The following is an 18,409-nucleotide window of genomic DNA, read 5'->3' as shown; positions in this document are numbered from 1 at the left end:
GCGGCGCCGCGTCGCGGCTCGCCGGGCGGCGAGCGGGCTCTGCCGCTCGCCGTCCGTGCGACGCGCGTGCGCATGATACGATGAGGCCGTGCGCACGTTGTCTCGCCTCGCGCTCCTCGCCGCCGCGGCGCTCGCGGCCTGTGCTCCTCCTGCGCCGCCGGCGATGCCCCTGTCCGACGCCCCCGCCGCCGAGGAGCCCGCGCCCGGGGCCGCGGCGGTGCCCGGCGCCGCGGAGAGCCCCGCGGCCCCGGAGAGCCCGGAGCAGAGGGCGGCGCGCCTGCGCGCGGCGGCGATCCTCGTCGACGGCCACAACGGGATCCCGTCTCCGGTCGTCGGCGGCGCGTTCGATGCCACCAACCTGAGCCGCGAGGCCGCGCGCGCCGATCTCGAAAGGCTCAAGGCGGCCGGCGTCGCCGGCGAGCTCTTTCCGATCCACGTCGGCGCGCTCTCGGGGCAGCAGGCCGGCCTGCGCGGCGGCGCCGCGCGCCGCGCGCTCGATCTCATCGACGGGATCCACCGGCAGATCGAGCGCCACGGCGCCGATCTGGTGCTCGCCAGGAGCGCTCGGGACGTGCGGCGCGCGAAGCGCGAGGGCCGGGTCGCCGCGCTCATGGGCATCGAGGGGGGACACGCCATCGAGAACTCCCTGTCTGCGCTGCGCTCGTTTCATCGCCTCGGCGTCCGCTACATGGCCCTCACGCACCTCAGCACGAACGACTGGGCGGACTCCGCGGGCGCCGCCCTCGAGCCCGCGAACGCGCGCCACCGCGGCCTCTCGCCCTTCGGCGAGGAGGTGGTGCGCGAAATGCAGCGGATTGGCATGCTCGTCGACGTCTCGCACGCGTCCGAGGCCACGTTCCGGGCCGCCCTGCGCGTGGCGAAGGCGCCGATCCTCGCTTCTTCCTCGGTCCGCGCAGAGGCCCACCACCGCCGACGCCTCGGCGACGACCTGCTGCGCGCGCTCGCGACGAACGGCGGTGTCGCCATGGTAAACTTCTGGGCCCTCTTCCTCGACGAGGCGTATGCGGAGCAGGCAGGGCGGTTTCTGCGGAAGCACGGGGCGCGCCTCAAGGAGCTGAGCGAGCGCGCCCCGGGCGACGCGGCGAGCGCCCGCGGCGAGATCGAGAAGCTCAGGGCCCAGGAAGCGCCGATCCAGCTGCCGTCGAGCGCGCGGATCGCCGACCACATCGACGATCTGGTGAAGATCGCCGGGATCGACCACGTGGCGCTCGGCTCGGATTTCGACGTCGATGGCGCGCTCCCGGGCGGGCTCGCCGGCATCGACGGGCGCTCGACGATGACGCTGGAGCTCGTCCGGCGGGGCTATTCGGACGAGGACATCCTCAAGCTCCTGGGCGGCAACTTCCTGCGGATCTTCGAGCAGGCCGAGGCCTATGCGGCCTCGACCGAGACCTCGCTCTCCGGCGACGGCAGCACGCGGCAGCTCACCGCGGCGGAGCTGCCGGCGGCGGAGCCGGCGGGCGTGGTGGATCCGAGGCCGCTCTTGCCGCCTCCTGGCCCGCCGCCCCCGGCGCCCGCCCTGGGCCCGAAGGCCGCGAAGCCGCCGAGCCCGCCGGCCCCCCCAGGAGGCATGGACCTCATCATGGCGCGTTGAGCGCGTTCAGGGCCCGTGCCGCTGCCGCTCGAGCCAGTTGTCGGGCCAGGGATCCGGAGCGAGAGTTCAACGCCAAGGCGGATGCGCCGGTCAAGACCGGCATGAGGGAGCAGGTGAGCAACGAGGAGCAGCACCAGCAAATCGAGCAAGTCCTGCCCCGGGAGGAGTCCACCCCCGGGAAGGCCAACCCTTGCGCAGCGTGGGGCGACCTGCGAGGCGAAGCGTAGGGGGACGAGTGCGCGGGCCGGGCGATAGAGCCCCGAAACGTTGAAATTTCGAGGGGGCCGACACGCTCGTCTTTCGTGGAAGGCCACGGTGGAGACCCGAACAAAGTGGACCTGGGCCGCCCATCCCCTCCGGGGTCGAAGAGTTCGGCACGCGCACACACGCCTCATGCACGGGAACCGGGAGACCTCGAAGGAGCCGCGTCGCCGGTGGTGGGCAGCGGACAGCCACGGGAAGGCACAACGCCGCACTCCGTGGTGCCGTACTTCGAGGAGTCGGACGGGGGCATGGTACCGGAGAAGCTGACGAAGACGCGGGTAACGCCCGTCGAGTCGGTGGAGGGACGGCCCACGGCCGAGGGGAAATCCGCAGCACGAAACGCGCCCCGGGCTCAGGACCGGCAAGGCGCGCCCACGCAAGTGGTGCGGATCGGACAGCGAGCGAAGGAGAAGAAAGGGGAGCGGTTCGACAACCTGCTGAGCGCGATCAAGGCGCCGGTGCTGAAGGAGGCGTACGAGCGCCTGCGCAAGCGGGCGGCGCCCGGCGTGGACGGGGTCACATGGGAAGAGTACGGCGAGCACCTCGACGCTCGGCTGCTCGACCTTCAAGATCGCGTCCATCGCGGCAGCTACCACCCGCAGCCGGTGCGGCGCGTGCACATCCCGAAGGGCGATGGGCGTACGCGACCGCTCGGCATCCCAGCGCTGGAGGACAAGCTCGTCCAGCAGGCGGTGCGGATGGTGCTGGAGCCGATCTACGAGCAGGCGTTCGTGGGGTTCTCGTATGGCTTCCGGCCCGGCCGGGGGCCGCACGACGCCCTGAACGCGCTCGCTGAGGCCATCAGCCGGAAGACGAGCTGGGTGCTCGATGCAGACATCCGATCGTTCTACGACACCATCGATCACGGGTGGATGCAGAAGTTCCTCGAGCACCGGATCGGGGACAGGCGCATGGTGCGGCTGCTGATGAAGTGGCTGCACGCGGGCGTCATGGAGGAAGGCGAGCTGCGCGAGGTGAAGGAAGGGACGCCGCAGGGAGGGGTCATCAGCCCGCTGCTTGCGAACGTCTACCTTCACTACGCGTTCGATCTGTGGGCCAACCAGTGGAGGAAGCGGCATGCGCGCGGTGAGGTGTACATCGTGCGCTACGCCGACGATTTCGCGGTGACCTTCCAGTACGAGCAGGACGCGCGCGCGATGCGGGAGGCCCTGGCCTCTCGTCTCGCGAAGTTCGGCCTGGAGCTGCACCCGGAGAAGACCCGGGTGATTCGGTTCGGGAGATTCGCCCGGCAGGACGCCGAGCGCGACGGGCGCACACGCCCCGAGACGTTCGACTTCCTGGGGTTCACGCACATCGCCGGCGTGAGTCGGCGAGGCGAGTTCCAGCTGAAGCGTCGTACCTCGCGGAAGAAACGGAACGCGAAGCTGGCGAGCCTGCGCGAAGAGATGCGCGAGCGTCGGCATGAGCCCGTGCGAGCCCAGCACGCATGGCTCTCCAGCGTGCTCGAAGGGCACTTCCGGTACTACGGGGTGCCCACCAACTACCCGGCGCTGCAGCAGTTTCGGGAGCGCGTGCGCGCAAGCTGGCACCGCCAGCTTCAGCGGAGGAGCCAGCGCGCGCACTGGTCCCGGCAGCAACGAAGGGGGTTCGAGCAGCGGTTCCCTCTCCCGCAGCCCCGCATCCATCATCCCTGGCCGGCTCTACCGCGAGCCAGTCCGTCGACCCGAGGTGGGAGCCCGGTGCGGGAAATCCGCTCGCCGGGCTCTGTCCGGGGGGCGGTCCGGGTTGACCGAAGGTAGGTCAGCACGGGCCGTCCCTACCGGGACCAAAGGCGCAAAACAACAATGTTATTTTTTTGCGCCTTTGTGGCCCTGGCGCCTTTGCGTTGAGATCTCTCTCCTCGCGCGGGGCAGACTCCTGGCGGGTTTTCCGACCCGCGGTATCAGGAGGCGCTCTGCTTCCCTCGCGCTCCAGAGCTGCTCGGCTCGTGCCGGGCGGTGGCCTCCGTCTCGAGGCGATGCAGGTGCTGCTCCTCGGCGCGGAGATCCGCGCGCATCGCGGCGACGTTCCTCGGGAGCTGGTCGAGCGGGGCCGGGACCTGATCGTCGGGGCCGAGCCGGCGCAGCCGCTCCTCGGTCTCGTCGAGGTAGGCGCCGGCTCGCCGGTGCGCCGCGCGCGCGGCGGCGAGGAACTGAAAGCGCCACGAGGACGAGGACGCGGCGCGCTGGGCGCTGCCGAGCCACGCCTTCATCGCCGTGAGCTGGGCCGCGCCCCCGCGGATCGCCGCGAAGATCGCGTCGAGGTAGTCGGCGCCCGGCGGATCGGAGCTCACGGCCCCGCGCCCCGGGCGCGAGGGCCCGCCGCCGGCGCCGCGCCGCTCGGGCCGGCCACCTCCGGACGAGCGGGCTCGCTGCGGCCGCGAGGCCGGCGGCCCGCGCCGAGGTCGTGTCGCCGAGGTGCATTCGGGAGGGTCATCGTTCCATCGAGCGTGCGGGCGCCTCCAGGCGCAGAGCAACTCTAACGAGTTCTCCTCGACCGCGCGAGCGTCAAGCCCCGCCGCGGCTCCCAGGGCGCCCGCGCCGGGCCCGCGGCGACGATTGCCCGGGGCAGCGAGCCCGAGCGGCGGCCGCGCGTGTGGGCTGGAGGAGGAGAGCGGGAGAGCCCCCGAGCGCGAAAAGGGGTTGCCCGGGACGGGAGATTCGACGATGGTTTGCGCCGTGAGCCAGGATCCCGCCGCGTCGCGTCCGCCGTTGCCGCCCTTCACCGCCGAGACCGCCGCCCGGAAAGCGCGGCTGGCCGAGGACGCCTGGAACAGCCGGGAGCCCGCGCGCGTGGCCCTGGCGTACACCGTCGATAGCCGCTGGCGGAACCGGGCCGAGTTCTTCCAGGGCAGGGAGGCGATCGAGGCGTTCCTGCACCGCAAGTGGCAGCGGGAGCTGGACTATCGCCTGATCAAGGAGGTCTGGGCGTTCACGGGCGACCGGATCGCGGTGCGCTTCGCCTACGAATGGCACGACGACAGCGGCACTTGGTACCGGTCCCATGGCAACGAGCAATGGGAGTTCGACGCACATGGGTTGATGCGGCGGCGCGAGGCGAGCATCAATGACGTGCGCATCGCGGCGGAGGACCGGAAGTTCCACTGGCCGCTCGGGCGCCGTCCGGACGATCATCCGGGGCTGACCGAGCTCGGGTTGTAGGGAGGGCCGCCGATGTCCACCTCTCCGAACAAGCCCGAGATCGCCACGGCCTACGATCGCTGGTCCGCGACGTACGACAACGACCCCAACCGGACCCGCGAGCTCTCGGCTGCCGTCCTCCGGGAGCGGGGCCTGGCGCTCGCCGGCCGCGACGTGATCGAGATCGGCTGCGGCACCGGGCTCAACACGCAGTGGCTCGCCGAGCGCGCGGGGAGCGTCCTCGCGCTGGATTTCTCCGAAGGGATGCTGCGGCAGGCGAGGGCGCGCGTGGGCTCCCCGCGCGTCCGGTTCGCGCAGCACGACATCCGCTCTCCCTGGCCGTCCGCTTCCGGCTCGTCCGACGTGGTGATTGCCATGCTCGTGCTGGAGCACATCGAGCATGTCGACGCGATCTTCGCCGAGGCCGCGCGCGCCCTGCGGCCTGGCGGCGAGCTCTTCCTGTGCGAGCTGCACCCCATGCGGCAGCTGCGCGGAGGTCAGGCCAACTTCGTCAACCGGGAGACGGGCGAGCCCGAGCGCGTGCCCGCGTTCCTGCACGACGTCTCCGAGTACGTGAATGCGGGCCTGTCGTCCGGGTACGAGCTCGTCCACCTGGGCGAGTGGCGCGACGCAGAGGCCGCCAGGAACGACCCGCCTCGGCTCCTGTCCGTTCACCTCCGGCTCCGGGCAACCTCTCCGTCCTGAGCGAACTCAACCCTCGGGCTCGCGCTCACTGCATTGCGAGCTCGCGTCGGGGTTTGCCATGCGAAGCGAGGAAGAGCGCGAACCGCTGGCGGTGTGATCTGAAATACCGTCGTTGAGCGCTGGAATGCATCCTGAGGTTCTGGCATGCTCGCCGTGTTTCATCAGACCACTCGAGGGAGATTGCGATGAAGCTCTATTACAACCCGCGGAGCCGCGCGGCGATCACCAGGTGGATGCTGGACGAGTGCGGCGCCACGTACGACCTCGTGCCCATCGACTTCGAGAAGCGGGAGCACAAGGCGCCGGAGTTCTTGAAGATCAACCCGGCTGGCAAGCTGCCTGCGCTGGTGGACGGCGACGCCAAGCTCTTCGAGAACGCGGCGATCTGTCTGTATCTGGCGGACAAGTTCCCGGAGGCCCGGCTGGCGCCCCCCATCGGCTCGCCGCAGCGGGGGCGTTATCTGTCGCTGATGGTCTACTCGACCTCGCAGCTCGAGCCGGCGATGGGCGATCTTCTGATGAAGGTCGAGACGACGCCGCAGCGGGGGTGGACGAATTTCGAGACGGCCATGGACGTCGTCGAGGGCGAGCTCGGGGACGGTCCGTACCTGTTCGGCGACTGGTTCACCGCGGCCGACGTGATGATCGGCTCGATGTTCATCTGGAAGCGCCTGTGGGGCGGGCCGCCGGGTCGGCCCAAGCTGGAGGCCTACGTGGACCGCTTGATGGCGCGTCCGCACATGAAGATCTTCAAGTAGGCCGCCCGCCCGTCGCCGTCCTCGCGGCCGCCGCCCTCGCAGCGCGGCGCCTCACGCCCGGATCACGGCCACCGTCTTCCCGAAGCGGGTCTTCGCCTCTTCGCGCCGCGTTCTCTCCGCGACCGGAGGTTGCCCGCTCCGCTGGTCGAAGATCACCAGCCATCCCCGATCGAGCCCGAGCCCTGCCAGATAGCCGTCGAGCTGCTCCAGCCCTTCCTTCAGCGGATCAGGCCGATCATCTCGCCATACCTTGAGCTCGATCCCCAGGATCTCCCCTCCGTAGCGCACGCACAGGTCCATCCGGCCTCTGCCGATCGCGTACTCCCGTTCGATCGACCCGCCGCCGTTCACCACCCGGTGCAGGAAGGCCATCAGCGCCAGGTGTGGCGCGACCTCATGGTAGGGGGCGGCGCCCATCAGCGGCTCGCCGTGCTGCCGCCAGAACGCGACGAAGGCCTCCAGGAGCCGCTCAGCGGAGAGCTTCCCCTCCGCGGTCAGCCACGTGGGCGTGATCGCGGGCAGCCCGGCGCGGACCGGGAAGGCCAGCTCGCGCACGATGATCTCGCGGTAGATCGGGTTGGCCACGTCGAGCCCGCCCTCCTGGGTCATCCGGACCAGCCCGAGGTCGACGGCGAAACGCACGTCGTCTGCGCGCACCTCGGGCAGCTTGGTGCCGGCGAGCATCGGCTCGATGAGCGCCCGGATGCGTGGCTCGCGCAGGCGATCCACCAGGCTGTCCAGATGCGTATCCTGCCGTTCGATCAGGAGGTCCCGGGCCCGGTCCACCAGGGCCGAGGTGATCGGCTGGGCCCGGTCCTCGACGAGCACGTCGACGACCTGCTGCGCGAGCGCGTTCACGAGCCAGGGCTGCCCCTGCGTCAGCGCGAACGCCCGGTCGATCGCCTCCGGCAGGAACTCCTGTCCCGTGTCGACCGTGTGCTGAGCATACAGCGCCGCGATCTGCTCGCGCGTGAACTCCTCCAGCGTCAGCGACTCCACCTTGATGTTGAAGGGGCTCGACGTGCCGAGTCGAGCCGGGTCGCCGCCGCTCGCCACCTTGTAGTCCCGCACGTCGCGCAGCCCGCAGAGCGCCACGGACCAGGGGAAGTCCCGGGGCCGTTCGGCGTAGCCGGCGCGGAGCTGGCGGAGCACCGATCGCAGGCTCTCGCCCTCCAGCGCGTCGATCTCGTCGAAGAACAGGACGAGCGGCAGCGGGCACGCCTGGGCCCACGCGGCGAGGCCCGTGCCGAGCAGCGACAGCACCGGCGCCTCGGGCCAGGGCTGCGGCGGCTGGAACTCCGGGGCGAGGGCGCGCGCCGCGCGCAGCCGGATGGCGTTCAGGAGCGCGAGCTGCGCTTGCTCCACGTCGTCGCCGGCCGGCTGCCCTTCCTCGCAGGTGAAGTACAGCGCAGCGTAGCGTCCCTCGGCGGTGAGCTCGTCGGCGAGCGCGCGCAGCGTCGTGGTTTTGCCCATCTGCCGCGGCGCGTGCACGACGAAGTACGCTCCCCGCTCGATCAGCCGCCGCGCCTGGGGCAGCCGCTCGGCCGCTGGCAGCATGTAGTGCCACTCCGGCTTGCACGGCCCGGCGGTGTTGAAGAAGCGCATGCCGGGACCTTGGACCGGGGCCGCCGCCGCCGTCAACCGACCGGGCGCCGCCGAGGGCAACTCGCGATCTCCGGGCTCATCCCGTCGAGCTGCGCAGCGCTTCCCCCCGCGTCGCCGGGAGCTCATCGCGTCGTCGCCGGCATCGACGCGCACGTCCGGCGTGGAGCGCGCCGCGGCGGTCGTCGTTCGGGTGACGTGGGTTGGTCCATGGATCTACTGACGTGGGTTGGTCCGTGGATCTACGATGCGCGCCATGAAGCCCCCGTCGCGCCGGCGCCGCCGCGCGCTCGCGTCTTCGTTCCTCGTCACGGTCGCCGGCGGGGCGGCCGCTTGCGCTTCGATGCAGCCGCCGCCCCCTCCGCCGGAGGAGCTGTCCAATCCGCCGCGCCCGGAACTCCCGCCGACGGGCGCGCTCGGCGCGGAGGATGCGGCCGCCGCCGAGGCGTTCCAGGATGCCGGAGCCGCGGCGGCGCAAGGCGCGGCCGCGATCGGGGCTCCCCAGGACGCCGGGGCGATGGCGGCGCAGGGTGAGGAGGAGCCCCTTCCGCAGCCCGCGGAAGGGGGAAGGGTGGTCCGATTCCCGGACGGCTCGTGCAGGCAGTTCTTCCCCAGCCCCTGCCCGCGTCCTCGGCCCTCTCGCGACGGAGGCCCTCCCGTGGTCATCATGTGCAACCCGCCGCCGCCCCAGCGGGTCGCGTGCCCGCCGCAAGGCGGCCAGCGCTGACCGCGTGGCCGCCCCGGGGGCGGACGTGACGGCTCGCGTCGATCCCGCGGTCCTCGCGCGCGCGCTCGCGCCGTACGGGGCCGATCCGGCGAGCTGCCGGTTCCTCGGAGGCTTCGAGAGCCAGGTCTTCGAGGCGCGGTACCCGGGCGGCGCGCTCGTCCTGAAGCTCGGCGATCCCGGGCACCGGTCGCCGGATGCGGTCGAGGCCGAGTGCGAATGGCTGGAGTTCCTGACGGCGCGGGGCGTCCCTGCCGCGCCGCCGATCCGGGCGGCCGACGGCCGCTATGCGGCGCTGCTCGGCGAGCCCGGCGAGGCCGTCTGCGCGCGCGCCTACGTGAAGGCGCCCGGGGCGCCGCTTCAACGCAAAGGCGCCAAGAGCGCAAAGACGCAAATACAGATAACATCTGTTTTTTTGCGCCTTTGCGCCTTTGCGCCTTTGCGTTGAACTCTCTCTCCGGCTCCCTGACCGGACTCCTGGTGGGCGGATCTAGCCGCCCCGTCGCTCCCGATCCCCGCCCGCCGCCTCCCGCGGGGCGAGCAGCGGGTGCAGCTCGGCGATCCCGAGCCGCGCGCGCCCCGCGAACTCGTACGCGTCGTCGGTCGCTGCGATGTGCTGCGTCGCCGCGTGCATGTCGCGGAAGCAGCGCTGCAGCGGGCTCGCCGCGTACAGCGCGCTCCCGCCGCCGGCGCGGTAGGCGAAGCCCGCGATCTCCGCGGCGACCTCGGTCACGTACGTCTGGACGAGCCGGATCTCCGCCCAGTCCTCGATCGCGAGCCCCTCGCCCGAGCGCGCCCGGTCCCACATCCGCCCGAGCGCGTCGAACGCGTACGCGCGCGCCGCGGCGAGCTTCGCCTCCGCGCGCCCGAGGTCCATGTGGAAGGCCGCGTGGCTGCCCAGCGCGAGCTGCGGCCACGCCTTGATCCGCCGCGGGGCCACCGCGGCGATCTCGTCGAGCGCGCGCCGCCCGACGCCGAGCGCGAAGCCGACGTGGCCGGCCGCGAGCAGGGCGAGGAGGGGGATCGCGTACAGCGCGCCGCCGCGCCGCCGCGGGGCGCCCGGGAAGGCGCACGTCAGCGCCTCGGGCACGAACGCGCCCTCGATCCGGTAATGGTCGCTCCCGGTGCCGCGCAAGCCGGCGACATCCCACGTGTCCTCGATCGCCACCTGCTCGATCGGGACCGCGAGGCTGAGCATCTCGGGCGGCCCCGCCGGCGGCGCCCCGCCTTCCGGCGGCACGATCGCGCTGGTGAACACCCAGCGCGCGTGCCGCACGCCGCTGCCGAACGCCCAGCGCCCCTCGAGGACGTACCCCCCGGAGACCCGCCGCGCGAGCCCGCTCGGGACCTGCAGCCCCGCGAAGGTGGGGAACGGCCCCGCGAACACCTGCCGCGCCCCCTCGTCGGGCAAGCTGCCCCCGGCGAGGGCGGCGAGCAGCGCGCTGATCATCAGCGACCACCCCGCCGACGTGTCCGCGCGCGCCATCGCCTCGAAGACCTCCAGCTGCGTCAGCGGATCGCTCTCCGCGCCGCCGACCGCGCGCGGCGCCGCCGCCGCGAAGAGGCCGCTCGACTGCAGCGCGTCGACGACCGCGGGCGCGAGCGTGCGCAGCCGCTCGGACGCCTCGGCGTGGGCGACGGCGACGCCGCGGACGCGCTCCACGGCGGCGAGGAGGCGTTCGCGCTCGGGGGATCGACGGGGCTCGGACATACGGGGGCTCCTTTCCTGGACGGGGTGCGATGGACGGGACGTGCCGCGCGCCGGCCCCTCCGGGCCGCCCGCGCGCCCGATGATGACACTGACAACATCCGGAAAGTTTCCGCCGTCTACATTTTCTTCGGGGCCGCCTCGCCGGCCCTCCGGGGCCGGCCTTCGTGGTATCGTGCCCCTGCGCTGTGGCTCCCCCCGCAAGGCGCCGCCGTCCGCGCGCGCGCACCCCCCCTGCACCTGCGTCGCGCTCCGTCGAGCGGCCCTACCACCACGGCGACCTCCGGCGCGCGGTGCTGGAGGAGGCGCTCGCGCTCATCGAGGAGCAGGGGAACGCGCGCTTCACGCTGCGCGAGGTCGCGCGGCGGATCGGCGTCTCGCACGCCGCGCCGTACCGCCACTTCGCGGACAAGCGCGCCCTGATGACGGAGCTCGCCGTGCAGGCGAGCACGGAGCTCGCCGCGCAGATCTCGGCCGCCCTCGAGCAGGCCGGGGGCGCGCTCCGGGCGCGCTTCCTGGCCGCCGGCTACGCCTATGTCCGCTTCGCGCTGGAGCACCCGGCGCCCTTCCACGTGATGTACTCCAGCGAGGTGGACGCCGAGGACCCGCGGGTCGCGGCGGCCACGTCGCGGAGCCTCGGCCTGCTCCTCGGGTTCATCGAGGAGGCGCAGCGCGCCGGGGCGTTCCCGCCGGGCGATCCGATGGCGCTGGCGGTCCCGATCTGGGCGATGCACCACGGCCTCGCGACCCTCGCGGCGTCGGGGGCGCTGTCCAAGGCCGGTCCGGCGGAGCTCCGGCGCGTGGTCGACGACGCCCACGCGCGCCTGCTCGACGGGTTGCTGCTCGCCGCGCCGGGGCCGTCGCGCGCCTGACCCGCCCGGGGTACGTTCCCGCCCCTCGTGCGCACCGCCGCGATCGCTCTGCCCGCCCTCCTCGTCGCCCTGTCACCCGCCGCCGCCGCTGCTGCCGAGCCGCCTCCCGAGCTCGCGTACCGGCCGGAGGTCGATCTGCCCATCGCCGTCGTCGGCGGCGCCGCGTGGGTCGCCTCCGAGCTCGCGAAGAAGGGCCTTGCCCCCGAGCCGTGCCGCTGGTGCGCGGCGAACGCGCTCGACACGTCGGTCCGCGACGCGCTGGTGTGGAGGGGCAACCCGAACACCGCCCATGACCTCAGCAATGTGGCGGTCCTCGCCGTCGCGCCCGCCGCCGCGCTGGGCCTCACCGCGCTCGCCGCGTGGTACGACGGGCGCTCCGAGAACACCGCCGCCGACCTCGTGATCGTCACCGAAGCGACGGTGGTGGCGATGAACCTGAACCAGGTCACGAAGTACATCGTCGGCCGCGAGCGGCCCTATTCCCATTTCGACAACCCGGATGTGCTCCGCCCCGGCGAGGGCCTCTCGGGCCCCCTCCCGAACGACGACAATCTGTCGTTCTTCTCCGGCCACGCCACCGCCACGTTCGCCCTCGCCGCCGCGAGCGGCACCGTGGCGTCGATGCGCGGCTACCGCGCGGCGCCGTGGGTCTGGGCGAACGGAATGGCGATCGCCGCGCTCTCCGGCTACCTGCGCATCGCCGGCGACCGCCATTATTTCTCCGACGTGCTCACCGGCGCCGTGTTCGGCTCCGCCGCCGGCGTGCTGATTCCGGTTCTGTTTCACGGGCCGCGCCGAGGCGTTGCCGGCCCTGACACGCACGGTTTCCGCCTCTCGCTCGCACCCGCGAGAGGCGGCGTCGGCGCGGGCGTCGCTGGCACGTTTTGAGCACGTCTCGGGCACGTTTGGGTCACGTTTTGAGCCAGAGGAGCTCAATGGGCCGATCGACGCCATCGACAAGGGATCGCGCTGCTCGCCGACATCGATGTAAGCAGAGTTGACAATCCCAACTTCAATTTTACACTACGCCCGTCAGCCATGGATGCTGGCGCTCGAGCCGGAGTTGCTGGAGCGCGAACCGAACACGTCGACCACGTCGTGCCGCCACCGCGGCATCGGCGACGGCGAGCTGCGGCCGGGAATGGGCATGCGCGATCGAGCGCGCCCGTGTCCGCGGAGATCCGCCAGCTCGGCCGATGAAGGAGTCCGGCGACATGCACGTCGTTCACCATTCGTCACGCCATCGATGGATCGCGGGAGGCCTCGCCGCCGCGTTCCCCGTCCTCCTCGCAGGCTGCAGCGAGCAAGCGCTCGGAGCGCCCGTGCCGGGCGACGAGCCGTCGCCCCGGGCCGCCGCGCCCGGGCAGCTGGCCCCGAGGGGCGCGGGCCAGCGCGGGGCCGCGCCTCGGCCGGCAGCGCCGCGAGCGGCCCTGCTGGAGCGCGACGAGCTGCTCCGGGAGGCCGGGCGGCTCGCCGAGGTCAGGGCGGCGCTCGCGCGGTCGCCGGAGGCGCCGCTCGCCCTGCTCGACGAGCACCGGGCCGAGTTCCCGGACGGCCGGCTCGCGGCGGAGCGGGAGCTCGTCGCGATCGACGCGCTGCTGCGCAGCGGGCGCGCGGGCGGCGCGCGCGCCCGCGCCGAGGCGTTCCTCGCGCAGTTCCCGTCGAGCCCCCACGCGGGCCGGGTGCGCCGCCTGATCGACGCGCCCTGACACGATCGCGGGGCGCCGCGCGGCGCCCCGCGAAGGGGGGTGGCCGGAGTTGAACATGAAGGCGGGAAGGCGGGAAGGAAAGATCAATGATCTTCCTGTCTTCCCGCCTTCATGTGAATCACTCCGGGGCAACGGCCTGCGGGCGCCAACGAGGCTCGGCCCGGGCCCTCGCCCGCGGGCGCTCAGCTCGCGGGCGTCGGCTCGGAGTCGGGCGGCGACATCCCGTCGACCACCACCGGATCGCTCTGCTCGGTCAGGTGCGCCTTGCCCCACATGTCGATGAAATGGCCCGACCGCTTCGCCTTGGTCTCCAGATAAAAGCGGTTGTGATCGTTCGGCGGGATCACGTGCGGGATGCGCCCGGCCACGGACACCCCGTATTGCTTGAGCTGCTGGACCTTGTTCGGGTTGTTCGTGATGAGCTCGACCGATCTCACGTTCAGGCTGTGCAGCATGTGCGCCGCGACGGCGTAGTCGCGCTCGTCATCGCGGAAGCCGAGGGCCAGGTTCGCCTCGACCGTGTCGAGCCCCTGGTCCTGCAGCGCATACGCGCGGATCTTGTTGATGAGCCCGATGCCGCGGCCCTCCTGGCGCAGATAGAGCAGGATGCCCCGATCCATGCTCTTGATCTTCTTCAGCCCTTCGAGGAGCTGATCGCGGCAGTCGCAGCGCAGCGAGCCCATGACGTCGCCGGTGAGGCACTCGGAGTGCAGCCGTGTCGGCACGTTCGAGGCGCCGACGACGTCGCCGTGCACCATCGCGATGTGCTCCTTGGCGTCGCGGTTGTTCCAGAACGCGACGATGCGGAAATGCCCGGCGCGCGTCGGCAGCTCGGCGACGCCCACGACCCGCACGCAGACGCTCGCCTGGCCATACCCATCGCAGTCGTGCTCTCGATCGCGGGTGACGAGCTCCAGCAGCGGATTCATCGGTTCGGTCATGTCCTGCCTCCGCGAGGGGCCGCCTCGCGCGCCGAGCGGTGATGGGGTAAAGGCGCGCAACTCTTACCAGAACTCGCCGGGCAGGCAACGCCTCGCGACCGCGCGGGGCCGTGGGGAGGCGCTCGTTCAGAGGTGCTGCGGGGGTCGGGTGTCGCGTTCCGGCGCCGCGAGAGGCTCGCTCGCGCCTGGGGGCGCCGGCCCTCACGCCGGTCGCCTGGCGGCGCCGGCCTTCACGCCGGTGGAGGCTCCCGCCGCCACGCGGCCCGGGCCGGGCGGCGGCCGGGGCCGCTCAGGCGCCGGCGGGCTGCCGGTGGGCCGGGGCGGCCGCGGCCACCGCGGGCGCGGAGGCCGACCTCCCCGCGCGCAGCACGCGCAGGAGCAGGCCCGGATCCAGGAGCGCCTCGGGCCCGTCGAGCATGTGCATCGCCCGCACGAACCGCACGTAGACCTCGCGATCGACCTGCGCCGCGCGGTGCAGCATGCCGGTGTACCAGCGCAGGATCGGCTGGAGCAGCGGCCGCCGGCCCTCGGTCTCGGGGTAGGCGAGGTCCTCGCCGGTGGACATCTGCCACGGCAGATCGACCGCCTTCGCCGCGGCCGCGTGGTAGCGGCGCGCGAGCCCCGCGATCGCGCCCGGGCCCGCGCGGCCGCGCTGCTCCGCGAGCGCGGCGTCGAGCGCGAGCGCCTGGAGGCAGGCCGACGTCATCCCCTGCCCATAAACGGGGTTGAAGCTCGCGAGCGCGTCGCCCAGCACGGCGAACCCCTCGGGCAGCCGCGCCATGCGCTCGTAATGCCGCCGGAGGTGCGCCGGGAATTTGTACGTGGCGACGTCGGTCAGCGGCTCGGCCGCGAGCAGCGCCCGGTAGACCGCGTCGTTCGGCAGGCCCCGCGCGAACTCCAGGAAGCCGTCGGGATCGGCGGGCGGGTGATCGCCGAACAGGCCCGCGAGCACCACGATCCAGCGCCCGCCCTCGACCGGCGCGATGCAGCCGAAGCGCCGGCTGTCGGACGGCGAGCCGAGGACGTACAGCGCCGTCCACGGGAGCTCGGCCGGATCCCGCGGCCGGTACTGCCGGCCGGCGTAGCCCACCCGGACCTGGATGGCCGACTCGTCGGGCCGCCCGTAGCCGAGCGCCTCGAGCCACGCCGGCGCGCGCGAGCCGCGGCCGCTGGCGTCCACCACGAGGTCCGCCGGCAGCTCCTCGACGCCGCCCGGCGCGCCGCGCCGCCGGACCACGACGCCGGTGATCCGGGAGCGATCGGGGGAGGCCGAGAGCTCGACCACCTCGCGCTGGTCGAGGCGCCGCACCCCGGGCAGCGCGAAGGTGCGGCGGCGCACGTGCGCCTCGAGCAGCGGCCGGGTCATGCTCACCGTCAGCACGCCGGTCTCGAAGCGCGGCTTCCACGCGCCGAGGTGGTGCCAGGCGAGGCCGACCCCGAAGTCGTACGCGACGGCCCCGTCCCGGATCAGGTCCTCGGTGAAGCCGGGGAAGAGGTCGTTCAGGATGCGCTCTCCCCGGGCGAGCAGGCCGTGGAGGTGGCGGGCCTGCGGCGCGCCCTTGCGGGCCTCGCGGAGGTCGTCGGGGATGCCGTCGCGCTCGATGACGTCCACCTCGTCGAAATGGTCGGCGAGCACGCGGGCTGCGACCAGGCCCGCGATGCTCCCACCGATCACCACGGCCCTGCGGCCGGCGAACGGGTGATTGGAGCGGGTATTCTGCTGGGTTCGAGGCTTCATGCGCCGCGGTGATTGCAATCCGCGGGCCGTTCGCGACGAAGGCAGGGCGGACGCAACCCCCGCCCGCCGGCGCGTCGATCGGCGCGCGCCGCGCGAGCTGGGCAGTTCCCGCGCAACCGCGCGTCGCCGCGTCACCGAGCGACTGAGCAGCGGGGCGACTGCGCGCCGCCGCGTCACCGAGCGACTGAGCAACGGGGCGACCGCGCCGCCGGGCGAATGCGCAACACCGCAATCCGATGCGCTCCGTCGAGACGAGAGGGGCGAGGATTCCGTGCGCTTCGTCGTCACCGGAGGAGAAGCTCCGGCCGACCGCCTCGGAGAGATCGCGCCGAGGAAACGCCGCCGGACGGCGGGTGGCAATCCTGCGGTGCGTGTGAGTGCGCCGCGCAGGGTTCGTTCTTTGAAGCTCCTCCGAGGCGGATGGAGCGATCTCGGGGCCTCCCGGGCTCATCCGCGGCACGACAGGCATGCTCCGCCCGAGGAGCGCTCGCCTCGCGGCGACAGGGGCAGATTCTCCGCCGGGAGCCGCGGAGTCGTCCTTCGCGAGTTACTTCTTGCGACAGCCGCACTCGGCCGCCGGCGCCTGCGGGGCCGGCGGCCGCTGGCACGTCATCAAGAGGGTGCTCAGGACGGAGATGAGGATCGCGACGCGGAGCCGCATGCGGCGATTCTTCACCCGCCGGCCGGGCGGCGTCAATCCTGCCTCAGCCGAGGGGCATCTCGAGCGACACCTCGTCGAGCGCGACGCCGAGGAAGCGGCGCGGCCGCACCGTCACCGAGACCTCGGCCCCGCCCTGGCCGCGGCCGGCCTTCACCGCGAGCTCGATGCTCGCCGGCGGGGCGTTCTCGAACAGCGTCCACAGCGCCCCCTCGACGACCGGCTGGACCTCGGCGGGGTCGCTGTCCGCGGGCAGCTTCGCGGCGAGCGCGCGCAGGAATTGCACCACGCGCGCGACGAACAGCTGGTCGACGAGCGAGACGCGCTCGAGGCGCGCCTCGGGCTCGGCCGTGGAGCCGTCGTACGTGCGCTTCTCCGGAGGGACATAGGCGGTCGGCGCGGTGAGGACGTACACCGCGTCGCTGTTCGGGGCCGACGCGAGCAGGAGCACGCCGCTCTTCGAGAGATCGCGCTGGGTGTCCGTCGACACGAACGCCTCGGTCGGGATCGCGACGCCCTCGTCGCCCTCGTACGCGCCCTTCACCTCGTGCACCGGCAGGTCCCCGAGCACCCCGCCGCCCTTCGCGCCCGCGATGCGGCACGGCCACGCCGTCTCGCGGAAGCTCGCCGCGATCAGCGCGCCGACGGCGTACGCCGGCGAGATCCAGACGCGGCCGCCCTCGTCGCCCGGCTGCTCGACGATCGCCGCCTCCCGGATGCGCGAGGTCGACTTGTCGTAGGGCATGCGGCCGAGCACGCGGTTCATGGCGATCGCGACCCACCGCATGCACGGCCGCGCCGCCGCCGCGCGCCACGGCGCCCGGTGCGGCGCGCCGAACAGCGCGGCCTTGTTGTCGAGCCGCTCGACGCCGCCGAGGCCCTCGACCCCGAGCAGCCGCGGGTCGCCGTTCACCACGGCGGGGAGCGCGTGCGCCTCGGCGACGCGCGCGATCTCCTCGAGGCGCGCGAGCGCGGCGGCGCTGCCGTCGATCGCGACGTCCACGATCGCGACCGACGCCGGCGGCTCGGTGCTCGCCGTCTGCGCGAGCACCCGCGCGAGCGCGCTGGCCGCCTCGTCCGGCCGCGCGCTGACGACCTCGACCCGGACGCCCTCCGCCGCCTTCACGCGGTCCACGAGCAGGCTCAGCCCCCGCCACGCCTCCTCGAGGCGCCGCACCTCCGGGTGCTGCACGATCGCGCCGAGCTGCGCGCCGATCGCGCGCTCGAGCTGCGCGATCGCCTCGGCGGGGCGCGCGGGCTGCCCCGCGCGCGGGCGGGCGCTCGCCGCCACGGTCGCGATGAGCTCCGCGAACCGCCCCCCCTCCGCGGGCCTCGCGTCGGGGCCGCCCGGCGCCGCGGGCGCCGCGCCGGCGTCCCCGCCGCCGCCGCCGAGGTCGACCATCGAGAGCAGCGCGTCCACGTCGGAGGCCGGCGCGGGCGCCGCGGGCCGCTCCGCCGCGGGGCGGCCCGGCGGCGCGCCCGCGCCCGCGGCCGGGAGCAGGCCGAGGATGTCGCGCACGAGCGGGGAGCCGCCCCAGAGCCGATCGAGCTCGGCGCGCGCCTGCTCGAGCGTGGCCGAGCCGTCGCGCAGCCGATCGAGGACGCGCCGGCCGTCGAGGAGCGAGCGCAGGAGCGGCACCTCGGCGCAGAGCGCGTCGGGCCGGAAGCTCTTCAGGCCGGTGGGCGACAGGTCGACGCGCGCCGGCCGGCCGCCCGCGAGCACGCTCGGCACCTCGATCGCGATCCGCGGCCGGAGCGCCGCGAAGAGGTTGTCGAACCGGCCCGCGTCGACGCGGGCCGCGCCCGCGGGCGGGCTCGCCCCGGCGTTGTGCGGATCGCGCGGGGTGAGATCGGCGACCACGAGCACGCGCAGCGGGAGCAGCGGCCCCCGCTCCACGGCGCCCCCGTCCTCGCCCACGTGGAACCTGAACTCGTCGCCAAGAACGCCCTTGATCGTTTCCGCCATGGCCCTCGC

16 protein-coding genes are annotated in these 18,409 nt (G+C 73.2%); 10 read left to right on the top strand and 6 right to left on the bottom strand.

What is annotated here, in order from left to right; all coding sequences use genetic code 11:
* Window positions 1-88: 88 nt before the first annotated feature.
* Window positions 89-1,615: a dipeptidase gene (locus WME98_RS00415; protein ID WP_437949387.1), complete on the top strand. Its 1,527-nt coding sequence runs from the start codon at window positions 89-91 to the stop codon at window positions 1,613-1,615.
* Between the two features lie 512 nt (window positions 1,616-2,127).
* Window positions 2,128-3,639 (top strand): group II intron reverse transcriptase/maturase, encoded by a 1,512-nt coding sequence (gene ltrA / locus WME98_RS00410; RefSeq protein ID WP_437949386.1) that lies wholly within the window; start codon window positions 2,128-2,130, stop codon window positions 3,637-3,639.
* A gap of 143 nt (window positions 3,640-3,782) precedes the next feature.
* On the opposite strand, the gene WME98_RS00405 is transcribed toward ltrA, so the two are convergent.
* Entirely contained in the window at window positions 3,783-4,172 is a 390-nt protein-coding gene (locus WME98_RS00405; RefSeq protein WP_061623078.1) for a hypothetical protein, read from the bottom strand.
* A gap of 385 nt (window positions 4,173-4,557) precedes the next feature.
* On the opposite strand from WME98_RS00405, the gene WME98_RS00400 reads away from it, so the two are divergent.
* From WME98_RS00400 to WME98_RS00390, 3 genes are all read left to right on the top strand, one after another.
* Window positions 4,558-5,040 (top strand): DUF1348 family protein, encoded by a 483-nt coding sequence (locus WME98_RS00400; protein WP_437331630.1) that lies wholly within the window; start codon window positions 4,558-4,560, stop codon window positions 5,038-5,040.
* Between the two features lie 12 nt (window positions 5,041-5,052).
* The gene (locus WME98_RS00395; protein ID WP_437949385.1) at window positions 5,053-5,724 is read left to right on the top strand and encodes a class I SAM-dependent methyltransferase; all 672 of its coding nucleotides are present in this window, start codon (window positions 5,053-5,055) and stop codon (window positions 5,722-5,724) included.
* Between the two features lie 185 nt (window positions 5,725-5,909).
* On the top strand, window positions 5,910-6,482 hold the full coding sequence (locus WME98_RS00390) for a glutathione S-transferase family protein (RefSeq protein WP_437949384.1): 573 nt from the start codon (window positions 5,910-5,912) through the stop codon (window positions 6,480-6,482).
* A 51-nt stretch (window positions 6,483-6,533) separates the two neighbouring features.
* Here WME98_RS00390 and WME98_RS00385 read toward each other — a convergent pair whose 3' ends face one another.
* On the bottom strand, window positions 6,534-8,087 hold the full coding sequence (locus tag WME98_RS00385; RefSeq protein ID WP_437949383.1) for an ATP-binding protein: 1,554 nt from the start codon (window positions 8,085-8,087) through the stop codon (window positions 6,534-6,536).
* Between the two features lie 253 nt (window positions 8,088-8,340).
* Here WME98_RS00385 and WME98_RS00380 point away from each other — a divergent pair, with 253 nt between their 5' ends.
* Window positions 8,341-8,811 (top strand): hypothetical protein, encoded by a 471-nt coding sequence (locus tag WME98_RS00380; protein WP_437949382.1) that lies wholly within the window; start codon window positions 8,341-8,343, stop codon window positions 8,809-8,811.
* Between the two features lie 25 nt (window positions 8,812-8,836).
* Entirely contained in the window at window positions 8,837-9,256 is a 420-nt protein-coding gene (locus WME98_RS00375; RefSeq protein WP_437949381.1) for a phosphotransferase, read from the top strand.
* 42 nt (window positions 9,257-9,298) lie between these two features.
* Here the strand turns inward: WME98_RS00375 and WME98_RS00370 are convergent, their stop codons facing one another.
* Entirely contained in the window at window positions 9,299-10,519 is a 1,221-nt protein-coding gene (locus WME98_RS00370; RefSeq protein WP_437949380.1) for an acyl-CoA dehydrogenase family protein, read from the bottom strand.
* A 185-nt stretch (window positions 10,520-10,704) separates the two neighbouring features.
* Between WME98_RS00370 and WME98_RS00365 the strand changes: the two genes are divergently transcribed.
* From WME98_RS00365 to WME98_RS00355, 3 genes are all read left to right on the top strand, one after another.
* Window positions 10,705-11,388 (top strand): TetR/AcrR family transcriptional regulator, encoded by a 684-nt coding sequence (locus WME98_RS00365; RefSeq protein ID WP_236644008.1) that lies wholly within the window; start codon window positions 10,705-10,707, stop codon window positions 11,386-11,388.
* A gap of 27 nt (window positions 11,389-11,415) precedes the next feature.
* Window positions 11,416-12,276, top strand: a complete 861-nt coding sequence (locus WME98_RS00360; protein ID WP_437949379.1) for a phosphatase PAP2 family protein — start codon at window positions 11,416-11,418, stop codon at window positions 12,274-12,276.
* A 326-nt stretch (window positions 12,277-12,602) separates the two neighbouring features.
* A complete protein-coding gene (locus WME98_RS00355) occupies window positions 12,603-13,097 on the top strand; it encodes a hypothetical protein (protein WP_437949378.1) in 495 nt (164 codons plus the stop codon).
* 182 nt (window positions 13,098-13,279) lie between these two features.
* Here the strand turns inward: WME98_RS00355 and ribA are convergent, their stop codons facing one another.
* The 3 genes from ribA to WME98_RS00340 form a co-directional block, all read right to left on the bottom strand.
* Entirely contained in the window at window positions 13,280-14,038 is a 759-nt protein-coding gene (gene ribA / locus WME98_RS00350) for a GTP cyclohydrolase II (RefSeq protein WP_437949377.1), read from the bottom strand.
* A 289-nt stretch (window positions 14,039-14,327) separates the two neighbouring features.
* On the bottom strand, window positions 14,328-15,776 hold the full coding sequence (locus WME98_RS00345; RefSeq protein WP_437949376.1) for an FAD-dependent oxidoreductase: 1,449 nt from the start codon (window positions 15,774-15,776) through the stop codon (window positions 14,328-14,330).
* A 704-nt stretch (window positions 15,777-16,480) separates the two neighbouring features.
* A complete protein-coding gene (locus WME98_RS00340) occupies window positions 16,481-18,400 on the bottom strand; it encodes a type VI secretion system contractile sheath domain-containing protein (protein WP_437949375.1) in 1,920 nt (639 codons plus the stop codon).
* Between the last annotated feature and the right edge of the window lie 9 nt (window positions 18,401-18,409).

This window comes from Sorangium sp. So ce296, assembly GCF_051529605.1.
Classification (GTDB): domain Bacteria; phylum Myxococcota_A; class Polyangia; order Polyangiales; family Polyangiaceae; genus Sorangium; species Sorangium cellulosum_D.
This window is presented reverse-complemented; position numbering and strand designations above follow the sequence as displayed.